The following is a 25,640-nucleotide window of genomic DNA, read 5'->3' as shown; positions in this document are numbered from 1 at the left end:
TATGCTTTACCGTGCAATCCTGCTGTTATCTCTTTTTATTCCGCTGATTGGATTCGGGCAGGAGCCTTTTGATTATAAAGCTGCCGAAGCCAGGATTAAAAAGCATATATTCTCTTCGCCGGACAGTACACGGATCATTATAGATGAGATACTTGAAAGGAAAGACCTTCATGATTCCATTCGTGGGACTGTCCATAACATTTATGGCATTTACTTCAGCCATATGGGGCAGCTGGATTCTTCGGAGGTCCATTATAAAAGGGCGTTGGCCTATTTAAAGAGCTATCCTAAAATACGGACGATGCCACTGATGAATTTTTCTGTAGACTACAGAAACAGGGGTATGTATGAGGAGTCTTTCCGATGCCTTAGCGAAGCGCTGGAAATTTGCAAACGGCTTGGCCTAAAGGATAAGGAGGCTATTATATATGGTAATATGTCGTCCAATTACCAGTTTATGCTCAATTATGACAAGGCAGTTGAATATTCTTTAAAAAGTATTGAGATACTAAAGCAGCAAAAGTCGCCTACACTGACTTCATCTACCCAAAAGCTGGCAAATATTTACCTGAAGATGGAGAATTTTACTTTTGCCAGGGACCTGTATGAAGATTGCCTTAAGTCCTTTATGTCTCAAAAGGATATAATGAACTATACTATAACCCTTATAAACTATGCAGAGGCGCTGCTTCATCTTAGTGAGCCCAATAAAGCTGAAAAAGCACTCCGCGAAGCCATCGGACGGCTCAAAGAGCTCAAAAATCCCGGCCACCTTGCAATAGCCTACTCCAAGCTGGGCAATATCGCAAAGGCAAAAGGCGACCTGAAAGGCGCAGGCAAGAATTATAAGTTTGCCGTTGATATCCTCACGGGATCAAACTCATTAAATTCGGTGCTTATTGCCGCGGAATATATTGAGGTGCTCAACATGAAAGAAGATTATAACGAAGCGTTGAGGGTAATAAAGCTTGTAAGGTCGCTTCCTGTATTTAATAATGTGAACCGGGAAGACAAGGTGAGGTTTGATGTCGCCGCGGCAGAAACTTTTAGTAAGACTAACAATGGCAAAGAGGCTATTGCCGGACTGGTGCGGGCTATAAAAGTTAAGGATTCCATTTCAAAGGCTGATGCCGGAAAATATTCGTCCGAAATGCAGGCGAGGTTCCAGGCCCAATTGCAGCGTGAAAAGAACAGTGCCCTCAAGGCTAAAAACCTGGGTCTGCAAAAAGAACGTGAAGCAGAAAGGGTGCTTATGTATGTGTACATTGCGGTGAGCTTTGGCATCATAGTGATAATATTGCTGTTTGCCAGGAGCCAATGGTTAAGGTCCAGGCTGCACAGGGAACAGTTAAAGAGGGCAGATAACGAAAGAGCTTTGCTTTTAAAGCAGCATGAACATGAAAAGGAACTTACAAATGCCCAAAAGGAAATAATATTGGAAAAGGAGAGGGAGCTTGCATCCTCAGCATTAAAAATGGCCAGCTATCAGGGCAGCCTCCAACAGATAGTATTGCATTTTGATGATGGAAACATCCGGACAGTAGCAGGTGCCAGAAAAGAACTCGAGGGTTTAATGAAGCAAAAGGATTATTTAAAGCAGTTCGAAACAAGGTTCAATGCGCTGCATCCTGATTTTGGGCAATCGCTTTTGTTGCGTTACGCGAACCTTACGCGAAATGATATAGAGTTTTGTTCGTTACTCAAGCTTAACTTATCGAATAAAGAAATTGCACAGCTCCTCCAGATATCTCCTGAAAGCGCTACGACAAAAAAATACCGCATAAAAAAGAAAATGGGTATTCCTGACGATGCTGAATTTGAAAAAACACTCTCCGGGATTTAAAAATACTCTCAAACATTCAGTTAATATAAAGAGGTGCAAGATTGCGCTTCTTGTCTATGGTTTTTGTCTATATAAATAGGTTTTTATCTATAAATAGCTGATTTTTAGCAAATACAAGGTGTGAAAAGTTTTTTTTGTCTATACTTTGTCTATTAAAATTTTGTTAATATTTGGAAATTATATAGTTACTTTGCCACAGAAATCAACTCCTTGCATTCCCCCTGCACGGAGTTGGATTGAGCAACCACTAAAACATTACTATTTGCTATTATGAAACATTTAACACTGTTTAAAGATAATTTTCGAGCCCCCAAATAACGAAAGTTACTCCCTGAAATAAGATGCTGCCCCCACATCTTATTCTTCTCCGATCCTCATACATTTTGATATTTTCAAGATGAAATCCTGGACACCATCATTAAAAAAAGATGGTTCTTCGGCAAGAACACAAGTCTTAAAATTATCCTAAAATCAAGAAAAATATTTTTTTTAATAAACAAGAATTGTTGTACATTTGCACCCGCAACCAAAAATCAGTTATGCCCCCATAACTGCCTAAAATTAAAAACATTACTACTATGAAAAAAGCACTATTTTTTCTGATGCTATTGCCGTGCCTTGCGGTTTCGCAGACGCTGGCAAAGTGGACAAATCAAACACCAGGTTCAATAGCTTCCAATATGAATGCTTACGCCTTTACCGGAGCAGGTGGAGTATCTATACAGGAAAATCAAAATGAAGCTTTTGGATTTCTTCTTATGGGATGGCACACCCAAGGTCTTGTAAATCCTACTTTGACTGAAAGTAAGTATTTGGAGTTTACTGCAGCTCCACATTCTGGTTTCAAAATCAATCCATCTCAATTTAAGATTAATCTCAACTCATCATCGCAGGCACCAAGGAAATTACAGGTGAAAGCTTCTGTTAATGGCTCGACGTGGGTTAATTTGACTAATGCTGCAACATCGCAGAACGAAGTGTCAATGAACCTCGAGCAAAATGTAAATCTGACGATGAATTTCCCTTCAGGTTATGTTGTAATGCCTTCGGAAACATTAAGGATCAGGGTGTATATGTATGATTGCTCCGATACATATTATACAAAGAACTTTTTAAGGAGCATGAACTATCCGACAGGAAATGCCGACGGGCCAACCCTTACGGGAACAGTAACCTCCGCTGCGGGTATAAGCCCTCTTCCTGACACAGACGCGATTTTCGAAGGTGCATCGGTAACCAGAGATGTAACCTCAAATGATATTTTTACAGGCACTACGCTAACAAATGTAGAAATCATTGCCCCATTTGTTCCTGCGGGCGAAGGTGCTGCTACTATAAATGGTAACAGCATTACCTTTACGGCTACCGCATCTACAGGTGCTAAAGTAATTCGTTACAAGGTTTACGGTACAGGTGGCTATTCTGCAGAGTCAACATATACGGTTACAGTAAATGCCTACCCAAGCCCTACGGCTAATAATGACACTGCTACAACTGGAAAAAATGTGCCGGTTACCATTCTGGTGCTTAACAATGATGTTGCCGGTAGCGGTACACTAAGTACAATCACTATTACGGCCCAGCCTCTGGGTGCCGGTGGTGCGGCGGTTATTGGCAACAATATCGTGTATACGCCATCAACTACCTTTACAGGTACGGCAACCATCAAATATAAAGTTACAAACAGCAACAACAAGCTTTCTAACGAAGCTACAGTAAGTGTTTCTGTTGTGAATGTTATTGGGGTAACGGCGAATAATGATAATATTTCTACGGCTAAGAATACTGCAATCACATTTAACCCGCTTGCTAATGATGTTGCCGGAAATAGTACAATTACATTGGTTACCCTTGCAGGCAACCCAAGCCACGGTTCTGTAACACTGAACCCTTTGACCAATGAATTTACTTACACTCCGGATAATAACTACATGGGCTCGGATTCATTTACCTATACGGCTAAAGATGCTTATAACGCAACGGCTACGGCTACTGTAAGCATATCTGTACTGCAGCCTACAATGACAGGTGCCCTGTGCGGTACATACGCTATTGGCACAACGGTACAAAATACCTATCCGCAGTTTACAACCATTACTGCTGCTGTAAACCACCTGAATGCTAACGGCATTACCTGTCCTGTAACTTTCCTTTTGATAGATAATGATTACAATAACGCTACAGGAGAGAGTTTTCCGATAATAATCGATCAATTTAACGGTTCGAGTACCAATAATACTGTTACTTTTAAACCGGCCCCTTATAAAAATGTAACCATCCAGGTTAATGATATTTGGGTTAATGGTTCAAATTACCAGGCTACTACCGTATTCCAGCTGGATAGGGCTGATAACATTATATTTGACGGAAGTAACGCTGTAAACGGTACTACAAGAAACCTTACAGTATTTAATAACAACTCGATTGATTACCGAAACCGCGCCTGTATATGGCTGGGTGCGCAAGGTAACAACGGCGCAGAAAATATTACCATTAAGCATACCAACTTAAAGCAGGGTTACAGGAATCAGCAGGGCTTGTATACAATGGGTATTTATGCGGGCCGCAATACTATTTCAAATGCAAATTCTGAAAATGGAAGGGATATTGATGTTACCCTGCTTGCAAATGGGAATAATGCCAATCTTTATGTATGGGATAACGACTTTATAAACACTAAGCAAGGTGTATATGTTCAGGGTAATGCCAACAACGTAACTACAGGTGTCAACATTTTCCAGAACGACCTTGGCGCAGAAGACAACCAGGAATCGGTAATACTCCCGGTTTCCCTGAATAACGTATCTAACTTCTCCGTATCTGAAAACCAGATTTACAACCTGTACCGTACTACTACTGCTGCAGACCTTATATCCGGTGGTATCAATGTGAAAGGTAATTCGACTAACGGATCTATCACGAAAAACAGCCTTAGAGAACTTCAGAGGCTTACTGCGGACGCCAATACCTTTGCCGGGATAGTGCTTGCTTCAACCAGCACCAGTTCAAACATCCTTGTAGCGAATAACTATATCCTTGACCCAAGGGCAAAAGGAAACGGTGGCGGCTACAGTAACGGTTTCGGTATGATTGTAGACAATGGCGGTGGGTACAGGATTTACCACAACACGGTTGTGCTTACCAAAAATCAAACGGAAGTTGGCTATTCTGCTGCACTATATGTAAACAGCAATGCCTCTAACCTTGATGTAAGGAACAATATATTTGTAAACAATCAGACACATGCCGGTACCAGAAGGTGTGCCATCATGGTAAACAATGATGTGGATAACCTGAATGCGATTTTCACTCACCTTGACTATAATAATTATTATTCTGCCGACAGGATAGGATACATTGCCAACCAGCAGGGTGTAAACCTTACATGGTTTGATAACCCAGACTTTGTATCAACATTCGGCGGATGGACATCTGCACTTAATGCAACGAATAATACTGCTAACGCCAATAATAAAGATTCTCATTCTATAAATATAGACCCGGTATTTGTTGCTACAGGCGATGTTCACCTTGCAACAAACAATGGTGAGATGAATGACAAAGGGCAGTTTATCGCTGAGATAACTAAAGATATAGACGGCCAGCTAAGGAGTACCACAACACCGGATGTGGGCGCAGACGAGTTTGGCGGTATATCGGTAATACCAACTCCGGAGCCCGGAACAGATGGAGGTATATACTGTACTACATCTACAACATGGGAAAATGGCGCCTGGAGCAACGGCCTTCCTGAAACGGGTAAAGACGTCATCTTCCGTTCAGATAAAACGTTCTCGCAGGATATGTATGCATGCTCAATTTTTGTTGAAAACGGCGCAAATGTTAACTTCATCAGCGAGTCGAATGCTTATGTAACGCACAATGTAAACGTTGAAGAAGGTTCATCGCTTACTTTTGAAAGCAGCTGTAATCTTATGCAAACGGAAAATACACAAAATATTGGTACTGTCATTGTAAAAAGGAACGGCTCTAAGCTTAAAAGGCTTGACTATATCCTGTGGTCATCGCCGGTAACCGGCACACAGACACTGCACGACTTTTCGCCAAACACGCTTGATAACAGGTTTTATAAGTATGTGAATGCGACCAACCTGTATTCATCTGTAGATAGCTATTCGACAACTTTTACAAAAGGAAAAAGCTTCCTTATCCGTATGCCAAACAACCATCCTACCACGCCAACCGTATGGACAGGTGTATTTGAAGGCACGCCAAACAATGGTAATGTTTACTATCCATTGGAATATTTAGATGCAACGCACCGCTTTAATGCGGTAGGAAATCCTTACCCATCTCCTATAAGCGTAGCTGCATTCATCGATGCGAACATCCATAATATAATCGGTACATTGTGGGTATGGAGGAAAACCAATGACTCTACCCAGTCCAGCTACTCTACAATCACAAGGGCCGGCTATACAGCAAACCAGGCTCCTGGAGGATCTTCAGCAGATAATGACCTTATTGGCAACCCGTTTGAAATTGCACCCAATGTAGGTGTGCTTAACGCAGGGCAAGGGTTTATTGTAAAGGCCAAAGGAGCGAATAAAGATCTTGTGTTCAGGAATAACATGCGTATGGATTTGAACTATGCGAACTTCTTCCGCACTGCCAACAATGACGAAACGCCTGAAGTTTATCTTTGGAGCCGCTTATGGTTGAATGTAAAAGGACCACAAGCTGAAAACTTCTCTCAAATCCTTGTAGGATATTCTTCAAATGCGACTATGGGCTATGATGATGGTTATGACGGTACTTCACTTTCCGGGGGCGATGTAAACCTTTCATCGATAATTACAGAAGGCGAAGAGGAAATGAAACTGGCAATCAATGCACGTTCTCCGTTTGTGAATACTGATGTTGTAAGGCTCGGGTTCAATACCGAAGTTGCAGGGACATTTACTTTAGAGCTTGACCATGTTGACGGCCTGTTTACAGGTGACCAGAATATTTATATTGTAGATGCGCTGACTAACAACTTCCACAATATTAAGGAGGGGAACTATACCTTCTCAAGTGAGATAGGCACGTTCAACGATCGTTTCACAATTGTATATGCTACTGAGGAAGAGCTTGGGACTACTGTACCGGTGCTTGATGCTAAAGATGTCATTGTATACCGTGACGGCAAGCAGATAAGCATGAAAGCGCCACAGGAAATAAGTTCGGTGACGGTGTATGACATGCTGGGCAGGACACTTTATGAGAACAGCAACATCAATGCCGAAGAGTTCGTGACTTCTAATATCGAAACTTCACAACAGGTTGTTATCGTAAAAATGACCTTTGCCGACAGGCAGGTTGTCTCCAAGAAAATAATGATGAACTAATTTTAGGTATTCAGTTAAAAATATGCCTACGGGAATCATACCCCATATTGAGATGGATTGCCGGGCAACGAAATTATAATGCGTAGTAAACATTATAATGTTTTAGTAAGTTTTTTTAGTGGATTTCCAGGCCTCCTTTAGTTGCAACTTAGGAGGCCTTTCACTAAAAAGTAGTTTTCATGCAGCCGCATTATAACAATATTTAAAGTTAATTATGGATGCTTCCGTAATGTTTTAGTAATTTTTTAGTTGGATGTAAGAGCCTCATGTTTATAATGACGTGAGGCTACTTATTTGTATATTAACTTAAAAAACATATAATCATATTCTGATTCTTTTTAGTAATTCATTGCTAATTAAATATTTATAGTATTTTTTCAGGTACAAAATATAATCTATGTGCAATAATATTCAAAAAATAGCTTTAAGATTTCCGATTGGCTTCTTTATTATTTTCGCTGCTATTCTAAAAGTCGGCGGTCTTTATGCGCAGTGTTCTCCCGAAGGTGACCAGGTTACCTACGGCGACAATGAATGGATAGGGTATGTATACACAAACGTAGATTTATCCGGGCCGGCCGGACCTACGGGTGCCTTTGCCGGAGCCTATTCCGGCTACATCCTTCCCGGACAGACATTTGACGTGCACCTTGCACAAAATGAACCCCTAACCGGGGACAATCTGTGCGGTTCCTTCCTGGACACTTATTCGATCAGATTCAAAATGCACCTTGACCTCGAGCCAGGCTATTATACTTTTACAGTGGGTGGTGATGACGGCTACTGCTTAAGCCCGCGGCAGTATCAATTCGCAAAGTTTTGAGACAAACCGCCTTTCATTACCGGAAGGTGTTATTTTGGTAAAAGTTGGACTTTATGACAATGCCTTTGTAAATAAAAGAATTATCATCCAATAGTCGACAGGAGTAATTTCGTACAAAACCGCGCCATGTTTAATTTTTACGCATTTTTAAAAATTTGAATAATTACATTATTCATTGAGAATTATTTATGCAATATGTTTGTTATTGTAGTTAAAAATTAAATAAAGCTGCCAACTTGTTATTTAAATATAAAAATAAAGTAATGTATTGGTTAATTAAGGTTTAGAAATATCTTTGCAGAACAGAACTGAGATATTAATTATTTATTTTTTAAGTATAGTATATTGTGAGGTTGCTCTCATAATGTTTTAGTAATTTTTTAGTTGGATGCAATTAAATCCCCTACCGTTTGGTTTGGGGATTTTTTATTTCTACTTATCTCAAAACATTAAGCTATAGTAAGAATTTGCCTGCATGCATAATGTTTACCGCCGATTTCAATAATCCGTTTATCGATAAAAACATACCGTTCATCGGAATAAGTTTTCACTCAATCGAATTGTACCTCACCTCCCGGGACTGCCGGCCTACCTTTGTCATGTAAATAATAAGGATTCCGAAAACGTAAGGTTCCTGATGAAATAAAAAGAAGGTTTTTGACCACGAAATATTGGATAGGTTTCTCTTATACTAAAATAGTAAAAATTAATGATTTGATTTCCTTATGGTTACATAGAAAATAAGTGTGACGTGGAATTATAAAATAGAAGTTGCAAGCATACATTTGCCCCAATAAAAATTTACATAAAAAGCATAGATTAAACCCCCAATTAAAATGAAAACACTACCACTTTATTTCGCCTTTTTACTTTTACCGCTTGTTGGCTTCAGCCAGGTTGATTTGGTAAAATGGGGAGGCGTTTATAACAATCAGCCTTCAAATGTGCCTACTTTTTTGGCTGGCTATGTTGCTGCAGATGAATTTACGGCAAGCAGCGACGTAAACCTTAATACAAACTGGAATGGCTTTGAAACCTCAGGATGGGGTGAAGCTAATGCCTTAGCGGATTACAGTAAATATTATCAAATGAGCTTCAGGCCGACTATAGGAGCTTCGCTTACCGTAACCAAAATCAGGTTTAAGTACCAGGGAGAATACAGGAAATTTGAAGTGCGTTACTCTAAAAACGCTGATTTCTCAGGCTCGGTATCACTTGGTATTACTAATCCTGCACAATTTTACAATACAGGCACGCAAAAAGATATTGCAACAAACATTTATGTTGCGGCAGGCGAACGCCTGTATGTAAGGATATTTGTATATGACAAAGTGGGTGGGACTACCTGGAAGATACTTCATACGAATGGAAACAATGTTCCGCCAACAATCCAGGGTGTGGTAACAGCACCGCAGCCATTGACAGGCACGTATACAATTGGCCAGGCTTTGAGCAACGATTTCAAAACCATTACAGATGCTGCCAACGCAGTGAACAATGTAGGGGTGCAGGGTCCAGTAACTTTCCTTCTTAATGATGCGGTATACAACAACACCCTTGGTGAAGTATTCCCAATCACTTTTAACCAGTTTACAGGCACAAGTGCTGCAAACACAGTAACCATAAGGCCAAATACAGGTGTTAACTCGAGGATTGATGCTTACAATGCAAACGGCACAGTACCGGTTCAGGCAGTATTCAAAATGAACGGTGCCGATAACATCATTATCGACGGAAGCAACATAGCAGGAGGTACTTCAAAAAACCTTACTATCGATAACAACGGACAGCTTACGTATACAAACCGTTCGGTTATTTTCCTTGCCAGCCCAGGCAGCAGCAATGCTCCGGAAAATGTAACAATTAAAAATGCAATCCTTTAGCAAAGTTTTACCAACGGCGATAGCTTCTACACTATGGGTGTATACGTTGGGAAAGATACATTGGCTAACAACAGCCTGAACATCGGGGCGGCAGCAGCTAAAGTGAAAAACCTTACAGTGAGCAACGTAACTTTCCTTAACGTAAAAGAAGGTGTTTACATCCTTGACAATTCAACTGCATCATCTGCGCTTCAAAATGTAGTGGTTGAGAAAAGCACTTTTGGCGGCACGACTAACGATGAAAGGACCATCACTGCCATCTATGTATCGAACCTGAACGGTTTTACCATCAATAAAAATAACATCACCGGAGTGTACAGAAGCCATAATAGCGGTGACCTTGGTTTTGCAGGCATCCAGGTTGCAGGCAACAGTACAAACGGGACCATCTCTGCCAACAATATCAACAAGGTAGAGAAAACGGTGGCAAACGGCTCAGGAATTGCAGGCATCAACCTTTCGTCTACATCGACTAATACGAATATTACGGTAGTGAACAACTTTGTGCTTGATGTAACAGGCCCAGGCAACTGAGGCGAGAACCAAAACGGTTTTGGTATCGGTATCTTCTCAGGTAGAGGTTACAAAATATACCACAATACTGTGAGGCTTACACAAAACCAGTATAACAACGCCGGTATCTCTGCAGCGCTTTTCATTGAAAACAATGTACTGAACCTTGACGTAAGGAACAACATCTTTGTGAACACACAGCCAACTAACTCTGCTCGTTTTGCCATCTACGTAGCAACAGCAGGACAGGCAACTTTTGCAACGCTGGATAACAACAACTACTACTCTGTAGATAAAATGGGCTCTATAGGCAGCTTTTACACGGTGGCAAACATCAAGACCCTTGCGCAATGGAAAACGGCTACGGGAAAAGATGGTAATGCGACAGAAGTAAATGTGAAATTCGTTTCGGAACAGGACTCGCACATCGCACCGTTTCAGGTAATCAACCAAACACTTGCGGCAGGCGCAGTGCTTAATGTAACAAATGACATTGATGGTGACTCAAGAAGCCTTACGGCTCCTTACAGGGGTGCTGATGAGTTCGGAAGCTCAAGCTGTGGCGATACTACAACCTACAATGCGGATGGCACATGGTCTAACGGTTTCCCTAACAGCAATAAGGCGGTAATCATCAATGGCATATTTGCTCCAACGACTGATATCCAGGCTTGTTCTCTAACAGTTACTTCAACAGGATCGATCATTCTTCCGGTAGGTAAGAACCTGTTCGTAATCAACCAGATCAATATAGCCGAAGGCGGAGTGCTTGAAATGAACAGCAACAGCGACCTTGTACAGGTAAGCAGCACGGTATCTAACACAGGTACAGCTACAATAAGGAGGAACAGCTCTTTGATAAAAAGGCTTGACTATACACTATGGTCATCACCGGTAACAGGTACGCAGACACTGCTTCAGTTCTCACCAAACACGCTTACAAACCGTTTTTATGTGTACAGCACTCAAAACAACCTGTACGCCAGCGTGCCGCCTGAAACAACAACATTTGCAATGGCCAAAGGTTACCTGATCCGCACACCAAATAACCATTCGGCTACAACGCCTACAGTAGTAAAAGGTGTGTTCCAGGGAACGCCAAACAATGGTACCATAACAATGCCGCTTGCCTACACAGATGCTACACATGCATACAACGCAGTAGGAAACCCTTACCCATCGCCAATAAATGTGAGTGAGTTCATCGATGCCAACATCAATAATATCGTAGGTACGCTTTGGTTCTGGAGGAAAACAAACGACAGCTCGAAATCAAGCTATTCAACCCTTACAAAGCTTGCTTACTGTGCCAATGCTGCACCGGGTGGTGAAAATGCTTATGCGGTGGATCCTCATGGGACCCTTAATACAGGACAGGGCTTTATCGTAAAAGCAAAAAGCGCTTCAAGTATTGTGTTTACGAACAGGATGCGTAAGGCAAACAGCTCAGACCAGTTCTTCAGGAATGCAATGGACCAGACAGAAGAAGGTGTAGCGGAAGCTGAGCCATCAAGGATATGGCTGAATGTAAGTACTGAAGGCGGAGTATTCTCGCAGGCGGTAATAGGTTACACCGCCGATGCAACACTTGACATTGACAATGGAATCGACGGGGTTTCATTTGCTGACGGAGATACTAATATCTACTCGCTGATTGGCGAGAGCAAGATGGCTATCCAGGGACGTCCGGCCTTTACTGCAGAAGACGTAGTACCTATGGGCTTTGATACTGAGAATGCAGGTACTTTCACCATCTCGATAGACCATATGGACGGGTTATTCCTTGGTGACCAGGCAATTTTTGTAAAAGACAACATGACCGGGGCGCTGCACAACCTTAAAGTGAGTGATTATACATTCGAATCGGAAATAGGTACTTTCAACACGCGTTTTGAAATTGTATATGCCGATGCTGCGCTTGGAACCGACAACCCTGTAGCTATCCCTGCGCAGGTTGTCATCTTCCAAAATGCAAAACAGGTAACTGTAACATCGCCTGAAAACATTAAGTCTGTTGTAGTGTACGACCTTCTTGGAAAAGTATTGTTTGTAAACAACAATGTAAATGCACAGGAACTTACAACCACTTCACTTCCTGCCCAAAACCAGGTAGTGATTGTGAAGGCTGTCCTTGAAAACGGCCAGTCGGTAAACAAAAAAGTCCTTGTGAACTAAAAAGTATAAAATTGGTAGTTTTATAAATTGGTTGGTTTGTTGAAAACCCCTTGCAGCACGTTTCTGTGGGGGTTTTCTTTTCAAAAGGCCAGGCACACAAAAGATGTTTATTAACTAAACAGGCAAAAAGCATAGATTGATAATTTTTTTATAAATTGGTTGGTTGGTGAAAACCCCTTGCAGCACGTTTCTGCAGGGGTTTTCTTTTTTAGGGATAGTGGGGAAATTCTTCTACATTTGAAGATCATGCCCAATATATGAAATACTTAACAATAGATGGCTGCCTTGGTTCTACCGGCATCAGGGACAAATATAATAGCGAATTCCTTTATCCTTCGGATTTAGGGTTAAGCCCGGCAATTATCAGCCAAATTGAAGTGTGGATGACAAAATATGAAAGTGAGCATTTTGAAGGCTTTGCCAATAAAGATGTCATTATAAAACTTGATGCTGAAGGCAGGGAAATTGCAAAAAAGATCAAAGAAGAATTAGCAGGAGTAAAGTTGGAATATTTTTCTGCAGGAACTATGGCTTGGGAAATTATCGATTGACTTAAATGAATTGTATGAAAACTATAATCACTTCCTTTTTATGTATAGTATTCGTGTCTTGTGCGAACAAGGCCGATAATGTGGAAACTACGGAGGCTGTAAAGACTGAAAATACTGGTTCAATTTTTCTTTCTAAATATGAAAATGAAAAATTGATGAAGCAATTGACAGATAAGGCAAGAAAAGGCGATACACGGGCTTTTAATGAGCTAATGGACATCTATTTTTATACCGGGCATGAAACCGACTTTTTATTTATTTCACTTGATGTAGCAAGTAAATTCCATAATACGGATGCCTATTTAGCAAATTATATGATATCCCGTTACACCGATAATGAAGATATGAAAAAGCTTGGGTATTATTACCTGCTTAAAGCAAATGAAGCCGGTAACGCGTCAGCGAAGTCAATACTGGAAGAGGAATTCAAAGGCGTTGAGATTAAACCTGCAGAAATCTATTGGAAAGAAGTTAAGCTTTAACAATCATCAGGCCTTGCAAAGGGTCTGTTGTTCCCACTAATGACATCAAATAAAAAAGGGAAGCGATTAAGCTTCCCCTTTTGTACCTGGAGTGGGAATCGAACCCACACACCTAAGTACACGAGTTTGAGTCGTGCGCGTCTACCAATTCCGCCATCCAGGCCGGTGATTAACGGGTGCAAATGTAAAAAGAAAATTTTAATTTCAGGAAAAATACGTGTAAAAATACTTTTTCGCTCGGATTAAATTCCTAAATTTGCACCTCGTTTACACAACACAACACTAACTAACTACTAAACAACAAATTAAAATGTCGTATTTTGAACCGGACGCAAAGATTTTTGCATGTTCAAACAGCACATACCTGGCCGAACAGATAGCCAAAAGCTATGGTGTGGAGCTTGGTAAGGTGACGTTCTCTAAATATAGTGACGGCGAATTCCAGCCATCGTTTGAGGAATCGATAAGGGGATTGAGGGTTTTCCTTGTGTGCTCTACGTTCCCCAGCAGTGACAACCTGATGGAGCTCCTGCTGATGATCGATGCCGCCAAGAGGGCTTCGGCCAGGCATATTACAGCGGTAATACCTTATTTTGGGTGGGCAAGGCAGGACAGGAAGGATAAGCCAAGGGTGCCGATAGGGGCCAAGCTGGTGGCCAAATTGCTGGAAACGGCAGGTGCAACCAGGATCATGACAATGGACTTGCATGCCGACCAGATACAGGGCTTCTTCGAAAAACCGGTAGACCACCTGTTTGCGTCGACCATTTTTGTGCCTTACATCAAGTCGCTTAACCTGGAGAACCTGACCATAGCTTCGCCAGACATGGGCGGATCGAAAAGGGCCTATGCTTACAGCAAATTCCTGGGCAGCGATGTGGTAATATGCTACAAGCAGCGCAAGGAGGCCAATAAAATTGAAACAATGGAGCTTATAGGCGATGTGACCGGAAAGAACATCGTGCTTGTAGACGACATGATAGATACGGGCGGTACGCTGGCTAAGGCAGCCGACCTGATGATAGAAAAAGGCGCATTGAGCGTAAGGGCGATTTGTACGCATGCTATTTTATCGGGCAATGCTTATGAAAAGATTGAGAATTCAAAGCTATCTGAACTGATTGTGACTGACAGCATACCGCTGAAGCAGGAAACTGAGAAGATAAGGGTGGTGACTTGCGCAGGCCTGTTTGCCGAGGTAATGCACATGGTGCAGAACAATACCTCGATAAGCGGTAAGTTCTTACAATAGAATTTTTTATTTATTAACTATATTAATTATTTCAAATGAAATCAATTACGATCAAAGGATCTGAAAGAGAAAGCGTAGGCAAAGCGGCAACGCGTGCGGTACGTAATGCTGGAATGGTACCTTGCGTGTTATACGGAGGAGATCAGCCAGTACATTTTACTGCAGAAGAAATGGCATTCAAAAACCTGGTTTACACTCCAAACGTACACACTGTGGTAATTGACCTTGCCGGCAAAACCTACGAGGCTATCCTTCAGGATATCCAGTTTCACCCGGTATCTGACAAAATCCTTCACATCGACTTCTACCAGCTTGATCCTGCTAAAGAGATCACTATGGAAGTTCCTGTGAAAGTTATCGGTAACTCTAAAGGTGTTATGGCCGGTGGTGTACTTCGCCTTAACCAGCGTAAGCTGAAAGTGCGTGCACTTCCTGCTAACCTTCCTGACTATGTAGAGGCCGACATTACCGACCTTGAAATGGGTAACAAGCTTTATGTAACCAAGCTTCCTACAAACAATTTCAAGCTGCTTAACCCTGATAACACAGTGGTTGCTCAGGTGAGGATTTCACGTGCTGCTATGAAAGCCGCACAAGAAGCTGCAAAAGCTGCAAAAGCTCCTGCAAAAGGAAAGAAAAAGTAATTTATCTTTTCAGCATACAAGAAGCGCTCCGGAAACGGGGCGCTTTTTTTATGCACTCCTTGACCGGGTCATTCTGAGCGGAGTGCAACGGAGCCGAAGAATCTCAGGATATGTATTACAAGAGGCTCTCATGTCCAAACATAAAGGGTCTATCTGTATATTAGGGCATAAAAAAACCATCGGAGGACCCGATGGTTTTTTGCTTATGAGGAGGGATGTTTACTGCACTACAAGCTTCCTTGTTGCAGTTTTGCCATCTTCAGTAATTTTTACTATGTAAACGCCTGAAGTAAGGTTTGATGTATTGATAGTGCCATTGTCAGTCGTGGTATTGATTACCTGTTTTCCAAGAACGTCGAATACAGTTACTGTTTTAGTGGCATTAGCGTCAGAAGTAATGTTTAGTACATTGCCGTTAAGAGGGTTAGGGAACATTTTAAGCCCGGCTATAGCATTCTCTTTTGTGCTGTTTACAGAGTTGTCTACAAATGAAAGATCATCGTAGTAGATGTATCCTCCTTCAGCAGTTGATGATTGTCTGTAGGTCCTTATCTGGTACCTGAAATGCGTTGCGTTTGCAGGAGCAGTAAGGGTCAGGGTTTTTTGTATCCAGTTGGCGTTGTCTGTAGAGTAAGAAAGGTTTTGGTCAGCATAGCGAAGCTCAGTTTCATTGTCAGGAAGTGCTGTAAAATCTTCACCAACCTGTTGCATCCACGAAGACCATATCCTTGTACGCGCATGGTCATCATTATCCAGGAACCAATAGCTTATGGTATATGAATGCCCGGGCGTTACGGGAATAAGGTCACCATATTCAAGGTACTGTGAGGATGATTGTGATTGATGCTTTAATGAAAAGCTTCCACCGTGTACTGTTGTACCCTGTGTAATGTAATTGTTGATGTAATTTTGCGTTGGGTGGGGTTCAAAGTTTTCTGCATTTCCACCTGTCCATGTTTCCGCATTGCCGTTCACAACAAGGTTGGTTTGTGCCGAAGCAGCAAAACCGGCAAGCATTAGCCCGAGGGCAAGAAAGTATTGTTTTTTCATTTTCTTTCAGTTTTTATTTTTACGGTGTAAAGGTAGTTATGATGTTATGCTTCTAAGAAAAGCCATTATTGTCAAATTGTTAGGATATGGTTACGACGCAATTCCGTATGCACTAAAAAAGAGGAAATCCCTACTGCCACAGGCGCAGTAGGGATTTCCGGTCATTGGGGGATTTCCGGCATTTAGAATATTATCTTCTTGCTTACTTTGCCTTTTTCGGTAGCTACTTCAACAATCAGCATCTGCTCCTGTGCCTGCAGCCCGCTTACCACAGTTTCGGCAGCGTTAATGCTGTTATTGCTGTACAATAGCCTGCCTCTAAGGTCATGAACGGTTACTCCGGTAATTGTAGCGACACCCGATGTAATGTTGATGTTGTTCCCATTTTTGTAAACAATTACGCTATTAGGGTCTGCCACCGGTATATCGGTATCCAGCGCCTCGGCATACACAACGTCAAACCTTCCTGCAAATGTACCGGCCTCTGTAGTAAATGCATAAGCACCATCAGTAAGGCTGTGCGTTACGCCCAGCAGGTTATCCCTAAGGAATATTTCCTGGCCTTGCATGAATACACCCTCTACATGGTCAATCGATAGGGTGTAGTTGCCGGCAGTTTGGGCTTTATAGCCCATCGGCACCTCGTCCGTATCGTCAAATGCCATCCTGGCCTGTATTCCCAGCTTGGTATCACCGGCAAATGAGTAGAGCGAAATTGCGCCATCACCTATTACTTTTCCATCCCATCCAAAGTCGATGTCAAGAGTGGTGTTTTCAGTATAAGCAATAAGCGACTGGCTGAACTGTCCTGCATCGTTCTTCAGGTTTAGCCACAGGCGCGACGCTGTAGAGGTTTGATCCTGGGCTGACCTGAACTGGTAGTTATGATGCACTCCCTGGCGCATATCGTTATCAAATACTATGCTTGTTGTCCTGGCCTGAACGATAAAGCCTTGCCCGGCATTGATAACCCATTCGTCATTCTCGTCAAGGTTATCAAATTCTCCATTGCTGCTATCCCCCCACGGGTTGTCACTGTTCACGATAAGCCCGCCCAGGGTAAGGGATACATAGCTTGAAGTATCAGCGTCATTTTTCTTCCTCCAGAAGAAAATAGATGAACCGTTTACAAGGTTATTGATATTGCGGGTATAAAACTCATAAACATTTATTGGTGACGGGTAAGGATTGCCTATTGCGTTGAATCCGCTTACATAACCCGGCTGGCCAGGGTCGTTCTGGCGAGCTACAACAGATACTGTTACGTCACCGTTGTTAGGCACCCCCACATAGGCACCTTCCCAAGCAGTTGGGTTAGTAGGATTGCTCTCGTACGAAGGGTGAATGTTAGATGCCCTTATAAGGTAGCTGCGGCCTTTGTCGAACTCAACATTACCTTCATTCATACCACTGGTCGTGTAGCCATCAGTAAGAGGGTTGTAACGGTAGAAACGGTTAGCAAGCGTGTGCGGAGAGAAGTCAATCAGGGTTTCGCCGCTTACCGGTGCTGCCCACATAGCATAGTCAAGCCTCCACATGGGTGCGCTGTTTTTCTCAACGGTCACAAATCCGCTGTTGATGTTTGGGCCATCATTCTCCTGGATAAGGTTGGCATTGTTTTGTATCGTCAGCTGGCCGCCGGTTATTATGCCCTCTTCGTCGATATCATTTACAACAGTAACAGCATTGGTTACAAAAAGGTTACTTCCTGTTTCTACGATAAGATGCCCGGTGCCTGATATGGTTAGCGTTTCAGCACTGGCTGTCTGCCCCGATGCAATTTGGGTTGTGCCGTTCATGATAGAAGCTGCGATAGTTTCACTTGGCACTACACCACACGACCAGTTTTCAGCATTGAACCAGTCGTTGTCCACATCACCCTCCCAATAGTTGGCGGCGGCGTTAAAGGCAACGCTTCCGGTAAGGTCAGCAGCAATGGCTGTACAGTTGGCATCTGTAAGCCCGGTCACTATGTAAGTAGTTGCACCCTCAGACGGAGTTACAGACAGAGCATATACACCACCGGCAAGGTCTGATGTTTCAATGGTTATTTCATGTTGTGCACTACCGTCAGAGTAGGTAAGTTCCCACGGGCCGACACCCGTAAGCGCTACAGCAATTTCAGCCTCGGCGCCAAGGCATAGCGATGACCCTTCCGATGTAATGGCGGCTGTAGGCCTTTCGTTCACTACAATTTCGGCAACCACACCGCTAAGTGCAGTAGTACATCCTGTAGCAGTATGTGTTACATTAAGTAGGGAAATGTCGTGTGTTCCGGCAGGGAGCGTGATTTCAAAAGAGCCTTCGCCGTCTGTATCAGATGTTACTTCGGCTACAGCTGTCGCGCCACCATTAATACTGTATGCAATTTCAAAAGCGGTATCCGGAAGCAGGCCTTGAAGGGCAACTACAGAAACTGTACCGTTGCAGGCCGGAGCAGCAATTACTCCTGCCACTCCGGGGGCAGGGTATACAGAAATTAACGTAGTGTTGTTGGCGCTGATTGCGCTTGAACAGCTTCCTTCGTCATTCCTGGTAAGGCTTATAACCTCAAGTGTTGCTCCATTGTCCGCATAAGCCGCTTCAATGTCAAATGTTGCATTTCCTGAAGCGTCTGCTGTTATGGTTGCTGTATTGGCATTGCCGGCAATGTTATATGCTACAGTTACTTCAGTACTGGCTAATAATCCGGTAAGGGTTACAGTTGTATTGCCACCCGAACATGCAGGGCCAGCTTGTACGCTTCCGAGCGTAGGCAATGCTTTTATTGCAATGTTGCTGCCATTGTCGTTAAGACTGAAAGTAAGCAGTAGCGCCGAAGACAGGTGCAGTACGCGTACCCTATAGTTACCCGGAGTCATTGTATTTGGCAATGTGGCCGCTATTGGGCTTGTTGCCGATGGCGCGCTGATGATGCCTGAAAAGTCGGTTGGGAATACACCGGAAGCATTCGATAACTGTACATAGTAATTACCAGATGGGAAAGTCCCGGTGGTAGTATAAGCAACGCTTATATTGTTTTGCGTGCCGGCACAATATGGGCCAAAAGCTGCAAAAGTTGTTGTGATAGACGGCGCAGTTTCTACTAAACCTTCAAGAGGCAGTTCATAGGTTGCGTTGCCGCCGCTAAACGTAAGTGTGCCTGTGTAAGTACCTACAGCAAGGCCGGCCTTCATCCTTACATATATCTGGGGGTCAGACAGGTTTACTGTACCACCGCTATAGCTAAAGCTGCCCGATGAGTTGAACCCTCCTATCCCAAGAGCAACTTCAAAATCTCCCGTTACAGAGAGGTTAATGTTTCCTGATGTTGGAGACAGGTTAGACCCTGTAACAGAGGTAATTTGTACCTGGGCCGATGCGCCCTGGCCCTGATAGGCGTGGAATGTTGTAATTGGGCTTGGAGTGGCTGAAATGGCAGGGGCAGGGGTTACAGTATATGTTACTACCCTGTTTCCTGTGCCATAGTAGTTGGTTGCTGAAACTTTTATATAATGTGTCCCAACAGGCGTAGTACCGTCAAATGATACCAAGCCGGTTGCTGTATTTACTGTTACGCCTTGTTGTAGTGGGTTATTTGCAGAGCCCGAGGCATTTGATCCTACAGCATTGAAGCTTGTTATTACAGGTGATCCACTGGCCGTTATCTGGTAGGTATCGGTATTGCCAAATACAGATGTGTCAGTAGATGTGCTGGTTACTACAGCAGCTGTGCCCGGTACTGCAGTAGCCTGTGTTATGTTTGCTGTAATGGTAAAATCATTGATGCTAAATGTTCCGCTATCTGATTGGGCATCAAAAGCGTATATTCTAATCTCCACTCCTGCAATACCATTGGTAGTTGAGGAGGTAACATTTTGCAGCGACGACAGGTCGATACTCATTGTCGATTGGTTCCCGTTATTAGTAATAGTACCGGATGAAATAGCCGATGCGTAGTTATCTATGCTTGAACGTACCTCATATTTTTTTGGACCCGTGTTGGAGCTTTGCCAGTAGCCTGTAATTGATGTAAAGTCAATTTGATAGGCTGATAAAGGTGCGAGCCTGAACGAGAAATAATCGTTAGTGCCAATGTTGTTGGCATTAGTCCACCAGCCGCTTCCGCCATACCTGCCGCTATATGAATTTATGTTGATACCTGATCCCGCACCAAGTCCTGTAGGCGAAGCAATATAAGTGGCGTTATAAGTTTGGCCCGAAGTGTATGGATTGGCTGTGCTTGAACCCGCCACACTATTAACCCAAATTGCAAGTGGGTTTGCAGATACATTGGTTTGCTGAACATCCTGTACTATGAACCATCCGTTTACTAATATAAGTTCATAATTATCAGCCTCTCCTTCAGAAACAGTTATTGGGTAAGCACCCGGTGTATTGGTGTTGGCTACCGTAACAGATGCTGTTGGCACATCTGCAATGTCCGATGTATTGTCGCCGGCCACAAAGCCGCTAAAGCTTACAGTAAAAGTTGGCATTCCTGCGCCTTTGTTAACAGTTTTGTTATCTGCAGTAACTGTAAGGTTCTTCTTTGTTATTGTGCCGGACAACAGCGGATCAGGTTGCGTAAGTGTATAATTGGCCGCTCCTGCACCTGAAAGTATGAGTGTAACATAATGTGTACCTACATCCGGCAAAGCGTATGTTCCTGTAGTGGCCACTACTGTCTCATCTCCTTCCTCAAGGCCTGTCAGGGTTACGCCGCTTACCTGGGCCGTTGTATTTCCGTTATAAACTTTGGTAGCGACTTCACCACCTTCAGCTGTAATTGTTTTAGGAGTAATATTTGCTGAAAGCAGCGTTGGCTCAGCAAGCACATAGTTGGCTGCATCACCTCCCAAAGTATAACCTGTAACGCTTACAGACCTTAGGCCTGCATTGTAGTTGTTAAAAGTGGCTATAGGTGTGCCTTCCACAGTCACAGCGTCATCATTTAGTACGCCAGTAGCTTGCGGAGTACCTGATACTGTTGCAACAGTAGTCCTGTCATATACTTTGTTTTCAGCAGCAATTCCTGTCAGTGTCAGTTGTTTTGGCATAATGTCTGCTGTCAGGCCGGTAGGTTGGATAATGGTATAGTTGGCTGCATCCGGACCTGTAAGGACAATGTTTGCAGTAACTTCAATTCCCTGTGCTACATCTGCCGAAGCGAATGTGCCTGCTCCTGTAAATGTAACCGTATCGCCAGGTGCAACACCTGCAAGCGTACCTGTAATGGTAGCTGTGGTTGTACCGTCATAAACTTTATTTGTAGCTGTGGCATTAGCAAGTGTAAGCTGCATGCCGTTGATGTTCCCCGTAAGCCCCGTTGGCTGGGTAAGGGTGTAGTTGGCAGCAGCGCTTCCTGAAAGTAAAAGGTTGCTAACCGCAATGCCTGTACCCGGTGTTTCCTGCGCAAATGTACCCGATACAATTTCTATGTCATTCTCGTCTCCGGCCACAATGCCATTAATAACTGCATTTTCAATCGTGGCGGAAGTGGTACCGTCGTATGTTTTGTCTGCAACATCAGCGCTGGCAACGGTAAGGTTTTTGGCTGTAATGTCTGCCGTAAGACCTGTAGGCTGTGTAATGGTATAGTTGCTTGCGTCTGTACCTGTAAGAGAAAGAGCAGGTGTTACCGGTTTGTTGTTTCCTGCTAGGAAATCGGCAAATGTACCCCCGCTGGTTACAGTCACGTCATCACCACTTTCTGCTCCGGTAGTTTCAGTAATTGTAATTTCGGCAGTAGTATTGCGGTCATATTCTTTGTTTTCGGCAAGAGCCGTTACGGTAATGTTTTTACTTGTAATATTGGCAGTAAGCCCTGTAGGCTGTACCAGTACATAGTTGCCCGCATCAGGGCCTTCAAGCGTAGCTGTAGAGGTGACTGTAATGCCATTATTTACATTAGGCGATGCAAAAACACCTGTACCAACGAAGGTTACAGCATCTGGTGCAACAATACCTGTTAGTATACCTGTTATGACTGCAACAGTGTTTGCATTGTATACTTTGTCAGTGGCAACGGCATTGACTATGGTAAGTTCAGCAGGAACAATGTTACCTGTCAGGCTGCCGGGCTGTGTAAGCAGGTAGTTACCGACATCAGCCCCGGTTATTCCGTATAGTGTCTCAACGGCAATGCCGTTGGCAACATCTACGGTTGCAAATTGTCCTGTACCGTCAAGGATTACTTCGTCGTCACCCACTATGCCGGTTAGCGTGCCTGTAACTTCGGCAACATCACCGCCATTGTATATTTTATCGGTTACGGCAGCATTCGCTACAGTAAGCATTTTTTGGTTTACGATAAGCTCCTGCGGTACCGCCGGGGCAGGATTGTAGTTGCTGTCGCCATCCTGCAGGGCAGTAATGGTTACGGTACCCGCACCTGTAATAGTAACGGTATTGCCTGATACTGTCGCCACATTTTCGTCAGAGCTGGTATAAGTTACGGTAAGGCCTGAAGAAGCTGTAGCGCCCAGTGTGAAGGAAGCATCGCCATAGGTAAACGGGTTAAGCGCGTCAAAAGTGATAGTTTGGTTATCCAGGCCGGTTTCAAGAATGTTTGCAAAAAGTCCTGTGGGCTGAGTAAGGGTATAGTTGGCAACGTCAGCACCTGTTATGGCATACCCCAAAACGGTTACGGGAATATTGCCGCCCGGCCCAATGTTGTCAAATGTAGCGGTTGGAGTTCCGCCAAGGCTAACATCTTCGCCAGTTACAACCCCTGTAAGTTCTGCAGTGCCTGTAATGGCAGCGTCCGTGTTCGAATCAAAATTCTTATCGGCTATCGATATTCCCGTAATGGTAAGTTCTTTAGCCGTGATGTCGGCAGTAAAATCAAAGAGGTCTTCTGCAAGCTCATATTTTGCGGCATGTGCTCCTGATAGTGAAAATTGGGCTACAACAGCTTTGCCAGTGCCTATGTTTTTATCTTCAAAAATGGCATCTGCTGCTCCCAACATTATTTCATCGGCACCCACTGCACCACCTGTTAGGGTAGCGCCAGTTATGGTGGCCGTATCGGTACCGTCATATGTCTTGCTTTGAGCCGCCGCACCGGTTATGGTAAGTTGTTTTTTATTTACCGTAAGGATCTGGTCTACATCTGTAGCGGGACTGTAGTTGTCGTTACCCGCCTGCGATGCGGCTATTAAAGTTTGGCCCGGGCCAACAATGGTAATTGTATTTCCGCTTACGGTTGCCACAGTTTCATCGAGGCTCATATAAGTTACCGGCTCGCCCGATGCGCCTCCGGTAGCAGTAAGTGTAAATGAAGGGTCGCCATAGGTTACGTTGCCCAACATGCCAAAAGTTATCGTCTGGTTGGCCTTGGTAATGTTGAATGAGTTACTATTTACAGTGTCCCAATCACTGTTAACAGGATTACTTGCTGTTAAAAAAAAGCCGTTTCCTGCGGTAGTGTGCACAAGTCCGTTAAAGGTGGCAACACCGCTTGTTGCATTAACGTTCACGGGGCTGCCGGTAAGCATGCCGGTTGAAGTTACGGATACTGATTGGTTAAAATCTGCATCGGTATTGTTATTAACGTCGCGGGCTGTTATAACTACGTTTGCCATTCCTGCACCTACGACGGCATTAGATGGATGTGTTGTAAAGGCAAGCCTGTCGGCGGTTACTTCAACGCGGTTGGCGTCGCCGGAAGTTGAACTCACCTGTTGCCCTGCATTGGTTTCGGCAAATTTAGACGTGTTTGATGTTGGCTGTGTTGTACTGGCAACCCTGAATGACATCTGAGTATTATCAGTAACCGTCGATTTAAAGGTTGCCCGAAGCGAGAAGGTTTTTGAGCTATTGTCGGGAGCTGAAAGTGTAGAAGTGAAGCCGGAAAAAGCCACGGAAGCCGAACCGGCGGTTGAGTTGACAGCTGTTTCAGCTATTTTGGTGTTACCATCAAATAGGGCAAGGCTCCTAAGGGCCGATGGATTGGTAACCGTAAAAGTTATTCCGGTAAGGCTTGTAACCAATGCGTCAGAATCGCTGGAGCCACCACCGTCGCGAATGTCAAATTGCGCCACCTCAATTGAATTGTGGGCACCCGCTGTATAAGCTATGCTTGCATCCTGGTATTGGGCATAATCTATGTTTGTTGGCTCAGCAAAAGTGCTGTTGCGTGCTATGTTTGAAGCGTTCGATTCTGTCGGAGGATTAGTCCATGTCAACACAACATTATCAAGGGCTATACCGTCCCTGCTTCCTGATCCGCTTCCAATTTCAGCATATGACCACCTGATCCAGACACCACCATTATCGTTATTGATTGACGCAGGAAGCGTTATGTTGTTATAATCAGTTACTGTTCCTTCGGCAATAGTTCCGGAAGCGTATGCTCCGGCAGACACAGCTGTGAAACCCGAAGTGGCAGATGTTGTGCTTACTTCAAGATTAAATGAATTGCTGCGTCCTTGCTCCCGGATCTTGATTACATCATAAGAAATTTTAAAATCTGTTTTGTTGGCCGTGCTGCCAATGTGTAATACAATAGAAGAGGTAGCAAAATTGCTGCTTGAGCCTAAGAGTCCGATTCGTCTTATATAGTTGTAATTGGCTCCGGTTGCTGAAGTGTTGTTACCCGTAGTCATCGTTGCATCCGCCGTGCTGCCATTGTAAGATGTCCAGCCGGTAGGATAGGAAGTACCTGCTGAGCCGGGTGTAGTATCAAAGTTCTCCGAGTAAGAAGTCCCGGAAAGCGTGACCTGTCCCCAGGAAACAACAGTAGTTAAAAAAAGGGTCAGTGCAAACAAGCCCTTTAAGGTTTTTTGATGTAGTAATTTCATCATAATTATTTTAGTTAATTTTTAGATACAATTAGGGTGAATTGTTACTTAGCAAATATTTAACATCTATGTTAATTATGAGGGAGTTATAAGTTGTATTACCGTAACCTGATGGTTATTATTTGTTTAGGTGCATGTTATGTAACTAAATTTTGTGTTAACTGATAAATGAAAAAGGGGCTGTCTCAAAAGGATAGCCCCTTTTTCATTTTAATTAAGTTTACTTTTCTTTGCATGCTGATTTTGACATTTTAAAGTCTCCTTTTTAGCCCATAAAAGGTTATACGTTT

At 43.4% G+C, this 25,640-nt stretch carries 12 protein-coding genes and 1 tRNA gene; 10 read left to right on the top strand and 3 right to left on the bottom strand.

Annotated elements, in window-relative coordinates; genetic code table 11:
* The first annotated feature begins 1 nt into the window (after nt 1).
* The 8 genes from OGH69_RS15035 to OGH69_RS15000 all read left to right on the top strand — a co-directional run bounded on the left by OGH69_RS15035 (nt 2) and on the right by OGH69_RS15000 (nt 13,621).
* Nucleotides 2–1,843 (top strand): tetratricopeptide repeat protein, encoded by a 1,842-nt coding sequence (locus OGH69_RS15035; RefSeq protein ID WP_265175310.1) that lies wholly within the window; start codon nt 2–4, stop codon nt 1,841–1,843.
* Between the two features lie 578 nt (nt 1,844–2,421).
* A complete protein-coding gene (locus tag OGH69_RS15030; RefSeq protein WP_265175309.1) occupies nt 2,422–7,194 on the top strand; it encodes an Ig-like domain-containing protein in 4,773 nt (1,590 codons plus the stop codon).
* Between the two features lie 397 nt (nt 7,195–7,591).
* Complete coding sequence (locus tag OGH69_RS15025; protein ID WP_265175308.1) at nt 7,592–8,017, top strand: hypothetical protein; 426 nt, start codon at nt 7,592–7,594, stop codon at nt 8,015–8,017.
* A gap of 836 nt (nt 8,018–8,853) precedes the next feature.
* On the top strand, nt 8,854–9,900 hold the full coding sequence (locus OGH69_RS15020) for a hypothetical protein (protein WP_265175307.1): 1,047 nt from the start codon (nt 8,854–8,856) through the stop codon (nt 9,898–9,900).
* A gap of 33 nt (nt 9,901–9,933) precedes the next feature.
* Nucleotides 9,934–10,434, top strand: coding sequence for a hypothetical protein (locus OGH69_RS15015; RefSeq protein WP_265175306.1), 501 nt, complete (start codon nt 9,934–9,936; stop codon nt 10,432–10,434).
* Between the two features lie 69 nt (nt 10,435–10,503).
* The gene (locus tag OGH69_RS15010; protein ID WP_265175305.1) at nt 10,504–12,588 is read left to right on the top strand and encodes a T9SS sorting signal type C domain-containing protein; all 2,085 of its coding nucleotides are present in this window, start codon (nt 10,504–10,506) and stop codon (nt 12,586–12,588) included.
* Between the two features lie 257 nt (nt 12,589–12,845).
* A complete protein-coding gene (locus OGH69_RS15005) occupies nt 12,846–13,139 on the top strand; it encodes a hypothetical protein (protein WP_265175304.1) in 294 nt (97 codons plus the stop codon).
* A gap of 14 nt (nt 13,140–13,153) precedes the next feature.
* Nucleotides 13,154–13,621: a hypothetical protein gene (locus tag OGH69_RS15000; RefSeq protein ID WP_265175303.1), complete on the top strand. Its 468-nt coding sequence runs from the start codon at nt 13,154–13,156 to the stop codon at nt 13,619–13,621.
* An 83-nt stretch (nt 13,622–13,704) separates the two neighbouring features.
* Here the strand turns inward: OGH69_RS15000 and OGH69_RS14995 are convergent.
* Nucleotides 13,705–13,784: transfer RNA gene (locus tag OGH69_RS14995), tRNA-Leu, on the bottom strand.
* 147 nt (nt 13,785–13,931) lie between these two features.
* On the opposite strand from OGH69_RS14995, the gene OGH69_RS14990 reads away from it, so the two are divergent.
* Both OGH69_RS14990 and OGH69_RS14985 read left to right on the top strand, forming a co-directional pair.
* Nucleotides 13,932–14,873 (top strand): ribose-phosphate pyrophosphokinase, encoded by a 942-nt coding sequence (locus tag OGH69_RS14990; RefSeq protein WP_265175302.1) that lies wholly within the window; start codon nt 13,932–13,934, stop codon nt 14,871–14,873.
* Between the two features lie 35 nt (nt 14,874–14,908).
* Complete coding sequence (locus OGH69_RS14985; RefSeq protein ID WP_265175301.1) at nt 14,909–15,517, top strand: 50S ribosomal protein L25/general stress protein Ctc; 609 nt, start codon at nt 14,909–14,911, stop codon at nt 15,515–15,517.
* A gap of 219 nt (nt 15,518–15,736) precedes the next feature.
* Here OGH69_RS14985 and OGH69_RS14980 read toward each other — a convergent pair whose 3' ends face one another.
* Both OGH69_RS14980 and OGH69_RS14975 read right to left on the bottom strand, forming a co-directional pair.
* Nucleotides 15,737–16,567 carry a T9SS type A sorting domain-containing protein gene (locus OGH69_RS14980; protein ID WP_265175300.1) on the bottom strand — a complete coding sequence of 277 codons (831 nt, stop codon included), beginning with the start codon at nt 16,565–16,567 and terminating at the stop codon, nt 15,737–15,739.
* Between the two features lie 182 nt (nt 16,568–16,749).
* Nucleotides 16,750–25,353: a YDG domain-containing protein gene (locus tag OGH69_RS14975; protein WP_265175299.1), complete on the bottom strand. Its 8,604-nt coding sequence runs from the start codon at nt 25,351–25,353 to the stop codon at nt 16,750–16,752.
* Between the last annotated feature and the right edge of the window lie 287 nt (nt 25,354–25,640).

Origin of the sequence: Flavobacterium sp. MFBS3-15 (assembly GCF_026107645.2) — a bacterium.
Lineage (GTDB): Bacteria > Bacteroidota > Bacteroidia > Flavobacteriales > Flavobacteriaceae > Flavobacterium.
The sequence above is the reverse complement of the archived record's forward strand: the minus strand, read 5'-3'. Positions and strand labels throughout refer to the sequence as shown.